Source organism: uncultured Candidatus Puniceispirillum sp. (genome assembly GCF_963979125.1).
Taxonomy (GTDB): domain Bacteria; phylum Pseudomonadota; class Alphaproteobacteria; order Puniceispirillales; family Puniceispirillaceae; genus Puniceispirillum.
Genome location: NZ_CAXBVX010000003.1, coordinates 18,047 through 35,218, shown reverse-complemented (window position 1 = coordinate 35,218; position 17,172 = coordinate 18,047). Strand labels below are relative to the sequence as shown.

The following is a 17,172-nucleotide window of genomic DNA, read 5'->3' as shown; positions in this document are numbered from 1 at the left end:
CCAAAAATGCTATTTGGTAGTTGATTGAAATTTATGGATATATGGCTAGCTGGATTTTGATCCTTTGAGTCGGTTGATTAATATGGGCAGACTCATAAAGACTAGTATTGTTCTTAAGGTGTGATGAAATGCAACGAAAGCCACGTCAAACCCAAAAACAAGTGCCAGCAACGTCACTTCATATAGACCGCCTGGCACAAAAGCGAGCCAGATGGAAAGGAAGCTGACATGGCTGATATGGGCAATAATGATCGCCACAGTCACATAGCCACTAAGGATTATCATAACATTTACGGTTGCGTCTTTCAGATAGCCGAAAACGTCACGAAACGGCACTTTTGCCAGTCTTGAACCAATGGCACCCCCAATTACTAACTGCGCCAGAATAACGAATTCATTGACGCGTGGCAGTTCTGCCCAGCCAGTGAGATGGGCAAGGCTGGATAGGCCTATTGGCCCCAGCATATGTGGCATCGGAATGCGGCATAATCGCGCCACAAGATAACCAACAGTAGCCAGCCCGATAAATAGACTAATTTGGTGCATATTAAGATCAAAAATGCTTGGCATCACCTGCAAGATTGTATTTGACCGTTCAACAGCCTCATGACCTTCGATAACAGCTAGCAGGAAAGGTGTTGAAATAAAAATGATAACAACGCGAACCAGATGAAACAGTGCGACAACATAGTCTTTATCGACCATTTCACGCGCCATTGTGATGGCCTCTACCTGCCCACCGGGGATGCAACATAAAAGGGCAAGGCGCGGTTCATAACCTCGTCGTTTGTGCAGAAACAGATACCCAAGCAATGTAACAATACCTGTTACCACTATCATAGCTGTCATGGTGAGCCACCAAGCGCTTACCTGTGATATTGTTTCTTGTCGGAAAGTGGCACCAATTAAAACGCCTAGCCCGACGACAATAGGGACGTGAAACCAGCGTGCAACGCCCAGATATTGCCTTAAAGGGGGCAGGACGGCTCCAGAAATCCATACGCCGAATAACGCCCCCATCAGATAGGGTGCTGGCATACCAATCTGCAAAAATATCCACCCCACTGAAAGGGCGACAGTAAACGTAAAAAGGATGTTTCGTATATCTTGGAAAAGCCTGAAACCAGTATTTGATGCTATCATTTTTGGTTATATATCCAGCATTAGCTGAAGCAGGTTTTCATCTTGTTCAACGGAATTTGTTATCATTAAAGCGCCAAGCATGGTTGGTCACGGACAGCAAAAATTGATATATCGGGCTTCGCTAAAAATCCTTTGCCACAATATGATACAACCCTGAACGAACCGAGCCGACTTTTTGGATGAACCCATTATTGATAAGCGTTTGAAATGACCGGTACAATGTGGGGCTGGGAATAGAATTTGTCAGATCGTGATTACGAATATCATCTAGATGTACAGGCTGATCTTTATCGCCAGTGAGCAACACTAATGTTGACATAACTTTCTTGTCAATTTCTGTCAGTGAAGAAATCTTAAGATCATGCTCCATCTCGGCAAGTAGCTGCCGTAAATTTGCATAGTGGCTGAGTGAAGACATTATAATCTCCTCATCTATTTTCGAAAAATCTACCATAGCGAAATAGTATGATGAGGACAAACATTGAAATGAGTAGTCCTAGAATATCACCTATTATAAATCTAAAAATAATTTCAAATAGTTCGCGGGTACTTAAAAAAATTCCCATAAAATAAGCGTTGCCAAGTGAATTAAAAAATGATGCCAAGCAGCCAGCGAAAATGACGTTGCGCCAGCTCGTCATCATTTCACCTGTCGGATAAACATTCATTTTCATTAACTTTAAAAATTCAAATGCAATCACCGCAGATGCCGAGCTAAGTAGGCAACTTAGATAAAAAAACAGCCCATTATCAATTGTAGTGCCAAAAATATATCCAGTTATTACAGAGGCAGGGAAAAGTGCCAAAATGGCTTTTGGGCCAAGTAACCACGCCGAAATCACCCTAATAGAATGCGGCAGAAAAAGCAGGCTGGCATATGCCGTTAATTCACCAAAATAAATCTTTTCAATCGGCCATATAAAATTGAATTGAACATAGAACAAACCAATATAACCCAACATGACAACGCCAAACCAATGTGTGCCAATCGTCGTGAGTGTATTTTTGACCAAATTATGTGAAGCTTTAAAGGTAAAATTCATCCGATAAATATCAACATTATATAAAGTATTATTTAAGGTACATTTAATATTAAAGTCCTGATTTGGCATGTCAACTATGAGAATGCCTGTCCTCGATGCATCTGGTTTGCAAATTAGTCTAATTTTGGATCAATGCAGCATTCCATTCACGCAGAAAATGCGTCTTTTTCAACCGGTCAAGAAACACCAATAAACCTGCGTCAAGGCGGATAGGTTTGCGATTGGCAAGCTTGTCTATGACTGAATTATTCAAAGCGGGCAATTTGGCTTCACTATCAAGAATCGATTGCCCATCAGGGCTTACCAGAAAATTCAGAAAACGGATGCCACCAGCTGGGCTTTGTGATGTTATGGGTACAATAGCCGTACGAAGAAGAATATGCGTATAGTCTTCAAACGCGATGATCTGCGCATTGCTGTTGGCGGGCAAAATGGCGTTGGCGTAACTGCCTAGAAGGTTATAAGCAAGCGCAAGATCCCCCTTATCAACAGCTTCGATCATTTTGCTGGTGCAGCAATAAAGCTTGGCATTTAACCGCCCCATCACCTCGGCTAACCGCCAAAATGTATCTGACTGGCGGGCATCCTGTGTTGAAAATAGATAGCCAGCTCCTGACGTTTCGGGATTGTAGGTGCCAATCCGATCTTTAAAAACACTGGAATTGTTTCTTATGAGTGCCAGCATTTCATGACGTGTGCGCGGCACAGTTAGGTTTGCAAAATCCTTTTTGGAAATGAGCATAACAACAGGCTCAAGAGCAAAGCCGAATACTTCGGTGCGCCAGCGCGCCCATCCCGGGACAGCTTTGGTTTCAACTGTATCAACCGCCTGTGTGAAGCCATCATTGGCAAGCTTCATCTGCAAATCCATAGCTGAAGAAATCACCAGATCAAAAGGCTGTTTTTCAACAGCAATAGCTGTGTATATTTCAGCCGTTGACGCGGTGACATAATGCACACCAAGGTCTGGATTACGCGCAATGAAACCAGTAATTACAGGCTTGAAACGGTCACTATCGGTTGATGACAATATACGCACAATCGAGGCCGCATCAGCGGCACCAAAATGCTCTTCATACTCTATTTCAAAAGCCTTTGCTGGCTGGGCACCGCCCAGCAAGTATAACAGACTTGATAGACCTAACAGATTGGCAAATACAGAATTGCGCATGCACCATCCCCCTTGTTGTTTTTTAGAGTGAATGTGCCACTCAATGCGGAGCATATTTCCCAGACAATCGCAAGTCCAAGGCCAGAGCCGATTACATCATCGACATTGCTGCCACGTTCAAAGCGCTGTTTAAGTCCTCTTTGATTGATGCCTTCAAGGCCGCGCCCCTGATCCCTTATGCTGATTTTGGCCATATTTTTGACCACGCCTAACGTTACATGAATAGTCTGATCGGGTTGTGAATATTTGATTGCATTATCAAGCATATTACGCAGCGCCACCTCGACAAGCACCCTGTCAGCCAAGATGAAAACGGAAGAATTGGTGTCTAAATCGGATACAATATTAATATCTTTCAGACTAGCTGCGGGCTGAATATTTTCCACTAAACTTTTTATGACAATGCTTAGATCAAGGCGCAATTCATCGGACTGTTCGGTGCGGTACAGGACAATGGCATGGTCCAACAACTGACTGGCAGATCGGCTGCTTTGGTCAACTGCCTGAATGATGTTGCGCAGATGTTCTCGATTATGAGCATTGGTTGATTTGCTCAAGGCAAGCTGGCCTTCTGATTTAACCAGTGATAGCGGGGTACGGATATGGTGTGCCGCTTCGGCGATAAAGGTTTCGGTTTGTCGCAAGGTTGTTCTTAAGCGCGCTATAAAACCATTCAATGATAAAACTAGCGGCGTCAATTCTTCAGGTGTCGGATGTTTAACAGGACGCAAATCATTGGGTCCACGTCGGCTGACAGCGTCGGCAAGTAATTTGATTGGGCGCAGAAATGATGTGGTGACTAAAAGTGCCATGAAGATAGCAAAGCCAAAAAAGCTGATGCCAATGATGCTGGCACTTCGCGAAATATCCCGGATAATTGTTTCTTGAAATAGTTGTGTCTGGGCGATTGTGATACGCACAAATTTGATTTTTCCGCGCACCACAAAGCCGCGATGGATTGTTGCTTGCCTTAGCTTGCTGTTGCGGAAATCGGTCGTGCTGAAAACAGGTCGGTCTTCCTGCGGTGGTATGATATTAGGAGCCAAATCTTCGTAGCCAGTCAGAAATGTGCCATCAAGATCAATCCGGTAATAGACTTTGTCTTCGCTGGTTGCCCCTAGCATGGTGAAAATATTATAGGGTAAATCGACCTCTACATCATCTTCGATAGTGCGCGTTTGTTCGAGAATCGACAAGGCGGCAGTTTCCAATAGCGCATCCTGTGTCGCCTGGACAGCGTGTGTTGTCACATTACGCATGGTGAAAAACAGCAAAGCCGAAATAACGATAGCGGTCACCACCAATGGCACCAAAAGCCGCCAGCGTAGGGAAACAGGCTTGCGGCCAGTTGTTTTGATGTCTGTTGATCTCATGCCAGATGGTTTCATAATTGTGTCAGCTTATAACCAATACCGCGCATGGTCTGGATGTGAACATCACAGCCAATAAGCTTTTTGCGGATGCGGCCAATATAGACCTCAATCGTGTTTTCGCTGATTGATTCGGAAATATTGAAAATACGATCCGTCAATTGCTCTTTTGTGAACAGAATATCAGGTGCATTCATGAAAATTTCCAGCAAGCGCAATTCACGGTTGCGCAGGGTATGGTTGGTTTCGGGTGTCTGCAATTCGGCTGTCAACGGATTAAGCGCGATATTGCCAAAGACAAGCTGTGTTTGCGTGCTGCCAGTATGTCGCCGCAGAACTGCCCGACACCGTGCTTCCAACTCGGCAAAGTCGAATGGTTTGATGATGTAATCATCAGCGCCAATATCCAGCAGATCTACTCTGTCGGATACTTCTGAACGCGCGGTCATGACAATGATAGGCACTGATATTTTCTGCAACCGCAGTGACCGCAGAAATGTGCGCCCGTCTCCATCGGGAAGCATAATGTCAAGAAGCATGATATCGTAATGCGAAAGCGATAAAAGTTCTTCGGCAAGTTTGACCGTTCCCACTATGTCGGCGTTATGGCCTTGAAGTGTGAAATGATCGGCAAGTGATTTTGCCAGTTTTGACGTGTCTTCAACAATTAATATTTTCAAATCTAATTTGTTTCGTGTCAGGTTTATGTCAGCTTCGTAGTGAATAGTATTTAAGAGTCCTAATTTGTCAAAATAAATTAGGCTATTTTTAGTGGAGGGATAACTTATGAAAATAATTTCAAAAATGGCTTTGGCGGCTGTATTCAGCGTCGGTCTTGTTGGGCAGTCATACGCTGCCGAATGTATTGCGCCAGCTAATCCTGGTGGTGGTTGGGATTTTACCTGCCGTAGTATTACCAAGATTATGCATGACATTGGTGCCGTTGACGACCCAATTCAGGTAACAAATATGGCTGGCGGTGGTGGTGGTCTCGCCTTTACGCATGTTGTGAACGAGCGTAATACGGATGATGCCCTGATTGTTGCTGCATCTACCGCAACAGCTACACGTCTGGCACAGAACGCCTATTCAGGCATGACATCTGATCAGGTTCGTTTTCTTGGTGCCATTGGTGCTGATCCGGGTGTGATCGTTGTAGCCAAGGACTCACCATATAAGAATCTGAATGATCTGCTGGATGCGGTTATTGCCGATCCGTCAAAACATGCTTTTGCTGGTGGATCAGCCGCAGGTGGTTATGACCATCTTAAAGTGCTTATGGCTCTGAAGCGTAAAGGTTTTACCGATATTAAAAAGGTAAAATATATTGGTGTTGATGGTGACGCTGATGCGATCACCCAGACAGTTGGTGGCTTTACTGCGGCAATGACTGGTGACATTTCAGGTGTTGTTGGTTTTATCAAGTCAGGTGATGTGCGTGTACTTGCTTCCTTTACGGATGAGCGCATTCCGGGCTTTGAGAGCATTCCAACTGCCAAGGAGCAGGGCATCGATGTGGTTGCCGTGAACTGGCGTGGTCTTTACACCCCAAAAGGGGCATCTGACGCATCTTACAATAAGTGGACAGAAGCGCTTCGTAAGGTTGGAGCCTCGGCTGAGTGGAAAGAAGCCATGATGGCGAATGGTCTTGCCCCGTTCAATAAAGTTGGCGGCGACTTCCAGTCATATGTTGACGGCGTCATCGGCGAAGTTCGTGCTATGTCAACTGAATTGGGTGTCATGAAGTAATGTCCGACCGTATAACCGGACTTATTGTTGCTGTGCTAGCGCTTGCATTTTTTGCAGGCGCTAGTCAGCTTGAGTCACCTTTTTTTGCTGATCCTGTTGGCCCTAAGACCTTTCCGTATATTATTGCGGCAATTGCTTTTATTTCGGGCGTGACGATGGTGGTGTTACCTGACCCTGAACCGCAATGGCCGGGCTTGGTGATGCTTGGCAGGATTTTGATTGCGGTCGTCGTTCTGGTTTTCTATGCCTACGCCCTAAAGCCACTTGGTTTCTTGCTGCCCACTGCATTAGCGGCTGGCGCACTTTCCTATCAAATTGTCCCAAACCGTACTGCGGCGACATTGATAGGCATAAGCCTGTCGGGTGGTTTGTTCATTATTTTTAAATTTGCGCTGGGTCTTGGGTTGTTTGCCTTGCCGCGTTGGTTGTGGAGCTAGAGGCATATGGATCTACTTGCAAATCTTGCGCTTGGTTTTTCGGTTGCGCTGACCCCAACAACGCTGGCTTTGGCGGTGGCAGGTTGTATTCTAGGCACGATGATTGGTGCTTTGCCGGGGCTTGGCCCGTCAAATGGCGTTGCCATTTTGATTCCGCTATCATTTTCTTTTGGGCTGGATGCGACACAGGCGCTGGTATTGATGACGGCGGTGTATTACGGCGCCATGTATGGGGGACGTATTTCTTCGATCCTACTGAACATTCCGGGTGACGAACCGGCAATGATGACGACATTAGATGGCTATCCAATGGCCAAACAAGGCCGCGCTGGGGATGCGCTTGTTCTGTCTGGTGTTGCGTCCTTTGTTGGTGCCTTGTTAGCAACAATCGGGTTGATGCTACTTGCCCCCATTCTGGCGCGTGTGGCTTTTCTGTTTGGGCCAGCTGAATATTTCGCCCTGTATTTGCTGGCTTTTTGCACGTTAGGCGGGATTGGGTCAAAAAATCAGGCCAAGGCGGCGATTGCGGTTTGTCTTGGTCTTGGCATTGCCATGATCGGTGTAGATAGCTCAACAGGCCTGACGCGGTTTACCGGTGACAGCCTGCATCTGTTTGATGGTGTTGACTTTCTGGTTGCCATTGTTGGGTTGTTTGCGGTGGCCGAAGTGTTTGTCTTTATTGAAAGCCATGGCAAGGATTCGGCGATTGGTGTTCAGCTTGAAAAAGTTACAATTCCTGTTCGTGACATCATTGCCACGCGCTGGACGATGCTACGTTCGACCATTATTGGCTTTGTTGCAGGTCTATTGCCAGGTGCTGGTGCGTCACTAGGCAGTTTCCTTGCCTATATGAGTGAAAAAGCCATTTCTTCCGATAAAAGTAAATTTGGCAAGGGTGATCCACGTGGTGTTGCGGCACCCGAAGCAGGCAATAATGCGGCGGCTGGTGGTGCTTTGGTGCCGATGCTGACATTGGGTGTTCCTGGATCGGGCACGACCGCCGTTTTGCTGGCTTTGCTGATGACACTGAACATAACGCCAGGGCCACTGCTGTTTACCGAGCGTCCAGAAGTTGTCTGGGGACTGATTGCGTCACTATTGATTGCCAATTTTGTTCTGCTGGTTCTCAATGTTCCCCTTGTCAAAATGTTCAGTCGCATTCTGCAAGTCCCGGCGGCAGTCTTGCTCCCCGCAGTGACAATGATTTCCTTTGTTGGTATTTTCTCGCTTTCTGGAAGCCATTTTGACCTTTTGTTGATGATCGGTTTTGGTTTGCTTGGTTATGCCTTGCGCAAATTATCAATTCCTGCTGTGCCAGTCATTCTTGGCATTCTGCTTGGTGGCCATATGGAGGTCAGTCTGCGACGCGCCATGGTGCTGTCGGATGGTGATTGGGTCTATCTGTTTTCATCGCCAATTTCGATTGGCCTATGGGTAGCGGCGTTTTTAGGTTTTATTGCGCCACTATTTCTGCGTTCCTATCTGAAAGCCCCAAAGCCACCCGGGGATAAAATCTGATGCCAACGCGCGTGCTGGTTCCATCAGGTGTTCTGGGACTAGGATTTGACGTTGCGGCATTGGAGCGGGGTATTGCTGCCCGCCCAGATATTATCTGTATTGATGGTGGTTCGACCGATAGTGGTCCCTATTATCTGGGGACGGGAACGTCAAAATATGCCCGTGATGTTTGCAAGGCTGAATGGCGTCATTTAATGCGTGCCCGCGCTCAGGCTGGTGTGCCTCTGGTGATTGGATCATGCGGCACATGTGGCACCAATAGTGCGGTTGACTGGATGTATGACATTACCACCGAACTGGCAGGTGAGCTTGGTCAATCCTTGTCTGTTGCACGGCTTTATGCAGATCAGCCGCCAAGCCAGATAGCCGAAGCCTTTGTCGCTGGACGCATGACACCACTCGTGCCAGCACCCAAGATTGATGACGATAGCATTCGTGGCTTTAGCAATATTGTCGCCCTGGCTGGTGCTGAGGCCATTTCGGTAGCCCTGGCAAGCGGGGCTGATATTGTCCTGGCCGGACGCACCACCGATACGGCGGTGATTTCGGCTTTGCCTATACAGAATGGCGATAATGCTGGTGGTGCGTGGCATGGTGCGAAAATTGCCGAATGCGGTGCCTTTTGTTCGACCAATCCGGGCAGTGGTGTGATCCTTGTCGAATTTGACGAAAATGGATTTACCGTCGAGGCGATGGCCGAGGATGCGATTTGCACGCCACATTCGGTATCGGCGCATATGCTTTATGAAAATGTTGATCCCTATATTCTATATGAACCAGGTGGACATCTTGATGTGACAGCTGCGACCTATAGTGCCCAAAGCAACCGACGCGTGCGTGTTGAAGGGTCAGCATGGGTGCCGTCAGATACATATACGGTCAAGCTTGAGGCAGCACATATTGCTGGTTATCAAACAACAATGATGGCGATTATTCGTGACGCACATTATGTCAAAAATAGCCTGCTGTGGATTGAACGCCTGACCCGCTTTTTGCACGATAAGATTGCCGATTGTACGAATCTGGGGATTAATGATTATACGCTGGAATTTCGTTTGATCGGGGTAAATGCGGCGCTTGGCAGGCATGAAAACCGCCAGCCAACATCCGATAGCATGCCTGTTGAGGTGGGTGTTCTATTGATTATCACAGCTTCTGACCAGACTATAGCAACTGACTTGTCAAAGCTGATCAACCCGTTTTTGCTGCATTTCCCTTTGAGTGAACAGGAAGATTTACCAACCTTTGCCTTTCCCTATTCGCCAGCCCATTCAGATCGTGGGGCGTTGTATGAATTTGCCCTTAACCATGTTCTGACGCTGGATCAGCCGATGGATGCCTTTAGCCTTAAATTGTCACAAATACCCGAGGTGAGGCATGGCTAATCTTGGCTCTTTGGTGACAAAGATACGGTCAAAGAATGCTGGCCCCTTCTGGATCACCGTCGATATTTTTTGCGGATCAGATGCTGTCTTTGAAAAGGTATGCCACCGCATGACGCCGGCTGTGGTGGCGTCGCTGACAGGACTTGATGCGGCCGCCATCAGGCGCTTTGAAATGCGTGATCTATTGGTACTGAAACTCAGCTTTGCACGACACCATGTGCAGGGAAGTCGCTTCGACCGCGATATGCATGGTGCGCAAATCGCCACGCTTTTTGCCGAATGGGATATTCTTTAATCCCCATAAAAACCTGAACAGTTATTGCAATCGCCAGAACAAAATGAGACCTTCTATACAACGCCTTATAGAGATGGCAAGTCGTGAGCGTGTCGTATGGATATTACATTTTTTGGGGTACGCGGATCGACGCCGGTATCGGGCAAGGATTATGTCGAATTTGGCGGTAGTACGACCTCGCTAGACGTTATCACTTCGCAATGTCAGATTATCTTTGATACGGGGAGCGGTTTTCGTAATATCAAACTACGCGAAGATATGCCGGTATTTATTATATATAGTCATTTTCATCATGACCATATTCAAGGCCTAGCTTTCAATCCAGACCTGTTCCGTGATCGGCAGAATATTTATGTCTGTAGCGCGCTGACAGACAAGAATAGTCTCAAGGATATAATGCGCACCTATTTTGGTGGAAGTTTTTTTCCGCTGGATGTGGTCGCCGCACTTGATCATCTTGCATTTATTGATTTTGCCGCGCTGGATGCTTTGTTGCCAGCTGGACATATGATTGCGTCAATTCCGCTTAACCATCCTGGCGGCGCCAGTGGTTATCGGTTAACAGCTGATGGTAGCAGTTTATGTTTCTTTCAGGATCATGAATATGAAGCTTCCGAACATGGGGCGTTACGTGAATTTGCATCACATGCTGATCTGGTTGTATGGGACGGGATGTTCACTGATGCTGAACTGCCAGGCAAACGGGGCTGGGGACATTCGTCGGTTGAACAAGGGGTGCAATTTGCAGCTGACGTTGCTTGCAAAAGGCTGGCGATAGCGCATCACGCGCCCATACGAACTGATGCGGACATTCACGCGTTTCAGGCTGAATATGAAAATGAGATTGTGTTTTTTGCGCGTGAGGATATGGCGCTGTCTATTTAGGAATTAAAGGTAGGTAACGATGCGTAAAATCGAATTACGAGCATTGCAAAGTGTGTTCAAGGCAGGTGATTTGTCGGAAGATATATTTTTTCTAACTAAAGGTGAGGTGGGTATTTTTCTGCCGGATAATAATACCAAGGAACCAAATTTCATCATTGGCGAAAATGAGATTTTTGGTGAAATGGGAGTTATTGAAGATGAGCTCCGCATGGGTGAGGCGCGTTGTATGACAGCATGTGAAGTACTTGCGGTTTCCAAAAAGGAATTTGACGATAAGGTAGCGCAATCAGACCTGTTCGTTCGTGGCGTGTTGCGCATCCTGTCCTATCGGTTACGAACACTTCAAAAGACGCGGTAGGCCTAGATAGAACGCGCGTTTGGTAACATTGGGCGATTGCCACATCAAATAAGCTGCATAATTGACGATAAAAGCCAATATAGCCTATGGTTTTATAGCAGATTGACTGGTTGCTTCTTTCCTATGTTGCCACCTGAATAGATGCTCTGGTCTTTCAACATTCAAAGGTGGGCAAAATGGAAGTCACTGTCATTGCCGTGGTTTTGCTGGCGGCCTTTTTGCATGCATTCTGGAATTTTCAAGTACGTGGTAGCGATGACAAGGCGCTTGGTATTGGCGCGATCATGATAGGGCATCTGCCTCTTGCTTTTGTGGGACTCATGATTGTTGGTTTGCCACCCTTTTCCAGTTGGCCTTTTTTGATGGCAAGTGCGGTTTTCCATCTTGGCTATCAGATATTTTTGATGAATGCCTATCGGCATGGTGAACTGACGCAAATTTATCCAATTGCGCGCGGTGTTGCGCCATTACTTATTACCCTTATCAGCATGATTGTGATTAAGAGTGATTTCTCAGGACAACAGATTGTCGGTATTCTGATGGTGTCAGGCGGTATTATTCTGCATGGCATTTTCCAGTTTCATCGTACGCAAACCCCGCTGACAGGAATGGTTCTGGCGCTGATTACCGGTTGCTTTATTGCGGGTTATTCGTTGGTGGATGGGTATGGCACGCGCCATGCTGGAAGTGCACTTAGTTTTTACGGTGCGGTTACGGCCATCAATGGTGCCGTTTTTATGATTTATCTGCGGGTATTCCATCCGGGTGTTCTTAGCCGCATTACAACTGATGGCCGAAAAATCCTGCTGATTGGCGGAAATTTATCCTATATCGCCTATGTGTTGGTGTTATGGGCATGTTTGTCAGCGCCTATCGCCGTTGTATCCGCTTTGCGTGAGACCTCGGTGATTTTTGCTCTGTTGCTTGGCACAACGTTGCTAAAGGAAAAGCTGACGGTGATGAAAATTGTTGTGACAATAATCATTCTTGCGGGTGTCATCATTTTGCGCCTTGCCTGAGTTATGAATGATGATCCTCTATGTTATCAATATGACGTTTATCTAGATGGGCTGAATAAAAATGATATTGCGACTCATTATCATTTTTATTATTGACAATACTTTTTGAATTATTTAAGAATTAAGAATAATAATCATTCTCATTACCATTCTTAATGTGGTGAAAGATGATTTAGGATCTTCCGTTGGCTTGGGGTGCGCTACACCGATAACAAGTCATCGGGTGATCGATTCATATCTGGGGCTCCATATAGTAAATGCTGGTGCCGCTATCACGCCAGCTTGGGCGGTACTACTGACTAGGAATAATAAAGGAAAATCGTCGTGAAAACATATTTATCAAGATTTATCATCAAGCTTGCCATGATGGGCGTTATCGTCTTTGGGCATGCCGCGTCGTACGCATCGGAGCTGAATATCTACTCGCATCGTCAGGCTTTTTTGATCACACCATTTCTGGATGCGTTTACGGCTGAGACAGGTATCAAAACCAATGTCGTCTTTGCATCAAAAGGTTTGGCGCAACGGCTTGCGACAGAAGGTGCCAATAGCCCGGCTGATCTTGTGTTAACGGTCGATATTGCCCGCCTGAGCGTATATGCTGAAAAAGGTCTTTTTGCACCTGTGCAATCAGATGTTCTTCATCAGGTGATTCCGGAGCATTTGCGAAGCAAGGATGGCACATGGTTTGGCTTGTCAAAGCGTAGTCGGATTGTCGGTGTGTCAAAAGCTCGGGTTGCTGATGGTGCCGTGCTTCGTATTGAGGATCTGGCTGATACAAAATGGCGGGGCAAAATTTGTTCGCGTCCCGGCTCGCATGTATATAACCGTGCGCTGGTGGCTTCGATGATTGCTGCTCATGGCGAAGTAAAGGCCGAAGCCTGGGCACGAAATCTTGTTGCCAATTTTGCCCGCCGCCCACAGGGTAATGACCGCGCCCAAGTCAAAGCTATCTTTGAAGGCCAATGCGACATCGCAATTCTGAATCACTATTATTTCGGAAAGTTGCTCAATTCCGATGATGCGGCGCATCGCGAATGGGCTGACTCAATCAATCTTGTGTTTCCTAATCAGGGCGAAGATGATCGCGGGGCGCATGTAAATATTTCAGGTGGTGGCATCGCCATCCATTCCAAAAACAAAGCCAATGCGCAACGACTTCTGGAATTTCTGGTATCTGAAAAGGCACAAAGTCTCTATGCCAAGATCAATTATGAATATCCTGTAAATGAAAGCCTTGAACTGCCTGAAGATTTGAAACTCTGGGGTACGTTCAAAGAAGATCAGACATCAGTGTCCGAGATTGCCAGATTGTCTGTAACAGCACAGAAAATTATTGATCGGGTTGGCTGGTAAAGCAGTTAATTGAATTTTACCCACTGATGTTTTGGTTATGATAGTGTCACGGGCTACAGAGTAACGTGACGCTTTCTTGCCTAGCTTTGTTTGCGGCGGTACCAGAATAGCAGATTTAGCATAAGCGCCAGAAGCGGCCCCGCGACAATATTGACTATGGTCGCTTGCTGGAACAGATGTTCAACATCTTGCCGCATTGATCGCCTTATTTGCCGCAATTTCTGGCGCAGGGGCAAAAGCATGGTTTGCAGGTCACGTATCTGATTTTGCAAATTGGTTGGAAGTTCATCAACTGATTTGGCACCTGTGATGCTCAGAACTTCGGTAATGCTACCTTCGACTTTGGCAATTTGGTTGATGAAATTGGCTTCGGTATCTTTATACACTTGCTGGGCATCGCGCATCATAGTCTCAACAAGCGTGAAAGATCGTACCAGATTGCCGCGTGACCGGATACCAAGCAGGCGACTATCACCTGCAAGAAACTCAACCATATTCACCATAAAGGCAAAGTTATCATTCAGAGGGCGCAAAAATTCAGCCCCGCCTTCGCCTGACCCTTGCAAACTCATGGGATCATAAATCCAATCCGTATCAGCTATTGCAAAAACAGACGCAGAAACAGCCCTAGAATCGCCACCAAAGGCCGTTGGCAACGAGCCAGCAATGTGGATGGCAACAGATCGCGCGCCGCCTTCATCAGCCTTGAAACTAGCAGCAAGCTGGTCGGGAGCAGATGTACGAAATACTTTGCGGTCTTGTGATCCACTATCGATACTGGTGGTTATCAGACTTGATATTGTCAGATCGCTATTGTCAGGGCGTGACAGAGTGAAATAACCAGCTTCGGCAAAAAGCAGTTCGTTTAAATCGGCGGTGGTGCTGTGGGTGGTAGAAATCGCATCACGCCTTACACGAAGCCAATAAGGATAATTAATCTGATTGCCATCATTCCCCACAACAGTCGCTGCCATGGTGTTATCGCCAATAACCTGACTTTGATCAAAGCGGATGCCATAGGCGGCTAGCAGATCGTTTATTGTAAAGATATTGGTCTGGCTGATTGGTGCTGACTCTAATTTGGCATTTCCACGGTTCAGACGTTGATGCGGATCAACCATGACCATCAAGCCTTTGCCTGCCATCACATGGGCGTCAATCGAGCGTAGCATGTCCGTTTTTAGAACGGGTGTGTCAATAACAAGTAATGCATCCAGATCATTGGGCAAGCTATCCCCAAAATAGGGGATAATGGCAATATCAAACTGATTTTTCAGTTCTTCAAGTATGGCGAGGCCGGGACGTGGCTCTTTAACATTTCGTGGAATGAATAAAGATGACAAGATACCGATTTTGGGTGTTGTCTTGCGTGCCAGATTGCTGACAGCGAGTGCAAGATCATATTCCAGCAATTCAGCGCGGCGTTCATCAAAATAAGATATGGCGGCATGTCTATCGCCAAGCTGAAAGGTTGCCCCAAAATATAGGCTGTCACCAGATGACATGGGCACCCGCTGAATACCATCAAGAATTGCACTTTCTTCGGTTATGGTATCAGGCTCAACAGTGATTTTGCTGATCTTTATACCGCCTTCTGCATAACTCTCGAACTGGTCAAGCAGACTTTCAACACGCCGGACATGCTGTCGAATACGTGCTGGAACAGGCGTTTCATTCTTGTTGTAGAATAATTTGATTTCAATTGGTGTTTTTGAAGCTGATCTGGTCTGTTTGACTATATGTATTGTTTCGGCATGCAGGCTAAAGCTTTTCTGTTGCGTCAGATCAAGTGCAATAGGAACGTTTGTTAGCAGGCCAGACAAGCCCATGATCGCGATAATGCCGCCAGCAACTAAGCTAATGCGGGCGCAGATACTGGCAAGATTCAGCGTCGCATTGCGTCGAAATCGCGCCAATAAAACACTTGTCGCGGCAAGTGAGAGTCCTATTAGGGCCATGAAATAGACCAATCCAGCAAGATCAATTCGTCCATCCGCCATTTCATCAAGCCAATGGCGGGGGCTGGCTAAATACAATGTATCCGCAACCCATTGCAAAGCAGGTGGTAATATCGTCAATTCACCAAGCCCAGAATCAAGCAACATCAGGAGAAGCAAAAAACCTAGACCTAAAACAAAAGCGGCAATCTGTTCTCTACACAAGGCTGCGGCCAGCATTGAAACAGCATAGGCAGATGACAGCAACAAACTGGCGCCAATATAACCAGCGATGACTATGCCCCAGTCAGGTGATCCCAGATAGGCTATGGTCAAAGCAAAGGGTAAGGTCATTGCCAACGTGATCAAAAGGATAAAGCTACCAGTTATCCATTTGCCAACCGTGATGCTGACCGTTGATAGGGGCAAAGACAAGGTTAGTTCCATTGCACCTTCGTTATTCTGACCATGAAAGGCACGCATTGCCAATGCAGGTATAAAGACATTGGCAATCCATGGCAGAAACGTCCATTGTAAATCCATGACCACCAAATCGGTGGTGAAAAAGTCGCCAATCACAAAAATAGCTGTGGCCAGTGTTAGTAAAAATCCAACTTGAAAAATGATTGTCAAAGGCGAATAGGTCAATTGTCGCCATTCATGCCTAGCGGCAGCCATTATCATGGTCATTTGTGATGTTTTTGGCTGGGTAGCGTTCATGACTCAATCTCATTACGGGCATCATCTTTGCCCAAATCATCACTAGTTGGTGCAGTCAAGGCGTGGATTGCGGTTTCAAGTCGGCCATTCTTATCAACAAATTCTGACGTTGAGCCATCAGCAACAAGCTGGCTATCACGCATGACGACCAAACGCGCGCACATATTTTCAGCTTCTTCGAGAATATGCGTGGACATCAGGATTGTTTTGGTTTTGCCAAGAATTTTTAGTTTTTCGCGAAGCTGTGATTTCTGATTGGGGTCCAGCCCGTCGGTTGGCTCGTCAAGGATCAGTACTGGCGGGTTGTGTAACAAAGCTTGCCCAAGCCAACTTCGTTGCCGCCAACCTTTGGACAAGGTGCCTAGAAGCTTATGTCGCACACCGCCAAGGTCAAGCTGGTCGAAAACATTATTGATCAGGGTGCGTTTCTGATGACCCGTAAATCCTCGCGCCTCGGCGGTGAAGGCTAGAAATTCATATACGCTGAGATTATTAAACCCAACTGCAGATTCAGGAAGATAACCAAGCTGATGCTGTGCTTGGCGACGTTGCGTTACAATATCATAACCATTGATAAAGGCTTGTCCTGCGTCCGGCGTTAGCGAGCCGACAAGCATCCGCATTATGGTTGATTTTCCAGCACCATTGCTTCCTAGAAGACCGATAATCGAGCCAGCTGTTGCACTGAATGAAACATTCTTTGCTGCAGGCTTAGATGTATAGGCTTTTGATAGATTTTGGGCTTCAATTAACACGATGATCCTGCTTCGACACTTTATGGCTACT

Annotated in this window: 17 protein-coding genes; 9 read left to right on the top strand and 8 right to left on the bottom strand. The window is 46.5% G+C overall.

All coding sequences use genetic code 11. The features are described from left to right. Nucleotides 1–45: 45 nt before the first annotated feature. The 6 genes from ABNT28_RS00850 to ABNT28_RS00825 form a co-directional block, all read right to left on the bottom strand. Nucleotides 46–1,038 carry an AbrB family transcriptional regulator gene (locus tag ABNT28_RS00850; RefSeq protein WP_348720854.1) on the bottom strand — a complete coding sequence of 331 codons (993 nt, stop codon included), beginning with the start codon at nucleotides 1,036–1,038 and terminating at the stop codon, nucleotides 46–48. A 226-nt stretch (nucleotides 1,039–1,264) separates the two neighbouring features. Beyond that, the gene (locus ABNT28_RS00845; RefSeq protein WP_332923498.1) at nucleotides 1,265–1,561 is read right to left on the bottom strand and encodes a hypothetical protein; all 297 of its coding nucleotides are present in this window, start codon (nucleotides 1,559–1,561) and stop codon (nucleotides 1,265–1,267) included. A gap of 10 nt (nucleotides 1,562–1,571) precedes the next feature. Then, nucleotides 1,572–2,255 (bottom strand): hypothetical protein, encoded by a 684-nt coding sequence (locus tag ABNT28_RS00840; protein ID WP_332923497.1) that lies wholly within the window; start codon nucleotides 2,253–2,255, stop codon nucleotides 1,572–1,574. A 49-nt stretch (nucleotides 2,256–2,304) separates the two neighbouring features. After that, a complete protein-coding gene (locus ABNT28_RS00835; protein ID WP_332923496.1) occupies nucleotides 2,305–3,357 on the bottom strand; it encodes an extracellular solute-binding protein in 1,053 nt (350 codons plus the stop codon). After that, complete coding sequence (locus ABNT28_RS00830) at nucleotides 3,327–4,730, bottom strand: sensor histidine kinase (protein WP_332923495.1); 1,404 nt, start codon at nucleotides 4,728–4,730, stop codon at nucleotides 3,327–3,329. Before ABNT28_RS00830 ends, ABNT28_RS00835 begins: the two co-directional genes overlap by 31 nt. An 11-nt stretch (nucleotides 4,731–4,741) precedes the next feature. After that, nucleotides 4,742–5,407 (bottom strand): response regulator transcription factor, encoded by a 666-nt coding sequence (locus ABNT28_RS00825; RefSeq protein WP_332923494.1) that lies wholly within the window; start codon nucleotides 5,405–5,407, stop codon nucleotides 4,742–4,744. 106 nt (nucleotides 5,408–5,513) lie between these two features. Here ABNT28_RS00825 and ABNT28_RS00820 point away from each other — a divergent pair, with 106 nt between their 5' ends. The 9 genes from ABNT28_RS00820 (at nucleotide 5,514) to ABNT28_RS00780 (ending at nucleotide 13,729) form a co-directional block, all read left to right on the top strand. Further along, the gene (locus tag ABNT28_RS00820; protein WP_332923493.1) at nucleotides 5,514–6,476 is read left to right on the top strand and encodes a tripartite tricarboxylate transporter substrate-binding protein; all 963 of its coding nucleotides are present in this window, start codon (nucleotides 5,514–5,516) and stop codon (nucleotides 6,474–6,476) included. Beyond that, entirely contained in the window at nucleotides 6,476–6,913 is a 438-nt protein-coding gene (locus ABNT28_RS00815) for a tripartite tricarboxylate transporter TctB family protein (RefSeq protein ID WP_332923492.1), read from the top strand. The genes ABNT28_RS00820 and ABNT28_RS00815 overlap by 1 nt, the downstream gene beginning before the upstream one ends. A 6-nt stretch (nucleotides 6,914–6,919) precedes the next feature. After that, nucleotides 6,920–8,431, top strand: a complete 1,512-nt coding sequence (locus ABNT28_RS00810; RefSeq protein WP_332923491.1) for a tripartite tricarboxylate transporter permease — start codon at nucleotides 6,920–6,922, stop codon at nucleotides 8,429–8,431. After that, a complete protein-coding gene (locus ABNT28_RS00805) occupies nucleotides 8,431–9,816 on the top strand; it encodes an acyclic terpene utilization AtuA family protein (protein WP_348720852.1) in 1,386 nt (461 codons plus the stop codon). The genes ABNT28_RS00810 and ABNT28_RS00805 overlap by 1 nt, the downstream gene beginning before the upstream one ends. After that, nucleotides 9,809–10,111, top strand: a complete 303-nt coding sequence (locus ABNT28_RS00800; RefSeq protein ID WP_332923489.1) for a DUF4387 family protein — start codon at nucleotides 9,809–9,811, stop codon at nucleotides 10,109–10,111. Before ABNT28_RS00805 ends, ABNT28_RS00800 begins: the two co-directional genes overlap by 8 nt. Before the next feature lie 96 nt (nucleotides 10,112–10,207). After that, nucleotides 10,208–10,996, top strand: coding sequence for an MBL fold metallo-hydrolase (locus ABNT28_RS00795; protein ID WP_332923488.1), 789 nt, complete (start codon nucleotides 10,208–10,210; stop codon nucleotides 10,994–10,996). A 19-nt stretch (nucleotides 10,997–11,015) separates the two neighbouring features. Beyond that, nucleotides 11,016–11,354 (top strand): cyclic nucleotide-binding domain-containing protein, encoded by a 339-nt coding sequence (locus tag ABNT28_RS00790; protein WP_332923487.1) that lies wholly within the window; start codon nucleotides 11,016–11,018, stop codon nucleotides 11,352–11,354. A gap of 176 nt (nucleotides 11,355–11,530) precedes the next feature. Continuing rightward, nucleotides 11,531–12,373, top strand: a complete 843-nt coding sequence (locus ABNT28_RS00785) for an EamA family transporter (protein WP_332923486.1) — start codon at nucleotides 11,531–11,533, stop codon at nucleotides 12,371–12,373. Between the two features lie 324 nt (nucleotides 12,374–12,697). Beyond that, nucleotides 12,698–13,729 carry a Fe(3+) ABC transporter substrate-binding protein gene (locus ABNT28_RS00780; RefSeq protein ID WP_332923485.1) on the top strand — a complete coding sequence of 344 codons (1,032 nt, stop codon included), beginning with the start codon at nucleotides 12,698–12,700 and terminating at the stop codon, nucleotides 13,727–13,729. 80 nt (nucleotides 13,730–13,809) lie between these two features. Here ABNT28_RS00780 and ABNT28_RS00775 read toward each other — a convergent pair whose 3' ends face one another. Both ABNT28_RS00775 and ABNT28_RS00770 read right to left on the bottom strand, forming a co-directional pair. After that, nucleotides 13,810–16,386: a Gldg family protein gene (locus ABNT28_RS00775; protein ID WP_348720851.1), complete on the bottom strand. Its 2,577-nt coding sequence runs from the start codon at nucleotides 16,384–16,386 to the stop codon at nucleotides 13,810–13,812. Beyond that, complete coding sequence (locus ABNT28_RS00770) at nucleotides 16,383–17,141, bottom strand: ABC transporter ATP-binding protein (protein WP_332923483.1); 759 nt, start codon at nucleotides 17,139–17,141, stop codon at nucleotides 16,383–16,385. The genes ABNT28_RS00775 and ABNT28_RS00770 overlap by 4 nt, the downstream gene beginning before the upstream one ends. Between the last annotated feature and the right edge of the window lie 31 nt (nucleotides 17,142–17,172).

Bases quoted from the DNA above. Each gene is read 5' to 3' on its own strand.
- ABNT28_RS00790 (WP_332923487.1), top strand. From the start codon at position 11,016: ATGCGTAAAATCGAATTACGAGCATTGCAAAGTGTGTTCAAGGCAGGT.
- ABNT28_RS00830 (WP_332923495.1), bottom strand. From the start codon at position 4,730: ATGAGATCAACAGACATCAAAACAACTGGCCGCAAGCCTGTTTCCCTA.
- ABNT28_RS00820 (WP_332923493.1), top strand. From the start codon at position 5,514: ATGAAAATAATTTCAAAAATGGCTTTGGCGGCTGTATTCAGCGTCGGT.
- ABNT28_RS00840 (WP_332923497.1), bottom strand. From the start codon at position 2,255: ATGCCAAATCAGGACTTTAATATTAAATGTACCTTAAATAATACTTTA.
- ABNT28_RS00845 (WP_332923498.1), bottom strand. From the start codon at position 1,561: ATGTCTTCACTCAGCCACTATGCAAATTTACGGCAGCTACTTGCCGAG.
- ABNT28_RS00835 (WP_332923496.1), bottom strand. From the start codon at position 3,357: ATGCGCAATTCTGTATTTGCCAATCTGTTAGGTCTATCAAGTCTGTTA.
- ABNT28_RS00775 (WP_348720851.1), bottom strand. From the start codon at position 16,386: ATGAACGCTACCCAGCCAAAAACATCACAAATGACCATGATAATGGCT.
- ABNT28_RS00810 (WP_332923491.1), top strand. From the start codon at position 6,920: ATGGATCTACTTGCAAATCTTGCGCTTGGTTTTTCGGTTGCGCTGACC.
- ABNT28_RS00795 (WP_332923488.1), top strand. From the start codon at position 10,208: ATGGATATTACATTTTTTGGGGTACGCGGATCGACGCCGGTATCGGGC.
- ABNT28_RS00785 (WP_332923486.1), top strand. From the start codon at position 11,531: ATGGAAGTCACTGTCATTGCCGTGGTTTTGCTGGCGGCCTTTTTGCAT.
- ABNT28_RS00850 (WP_348720854.1), bottom strand. From the start codon at position 1,038: ATGCCAGCACCCTATCTGATGGGGGCGTTATTCGGCGTATGGATTTCT.
- ABNT28_RS00815 (WP_332923492.1), top strand. From the start codon at position 6,476: ATGTCCGACCGTATAACCGGACTTATTGTTGCTGTGCTAGCGCTTGCA.
- ABNT28_RS00805 (WP_348720852.1), top strand. From the start codon at position 8,431: ATGCCAACGCGCGTGCTGGTTCCATCAGGTGTTCTGGGACTAGGATTT.
- ABNT28_RS00800 (WP_332923489.1), top strand. From the start codon at position 9,809: ATGGCTAATCTTGGCTCTTTGGTGACAAAGATACGGTCAAAGAATGCT.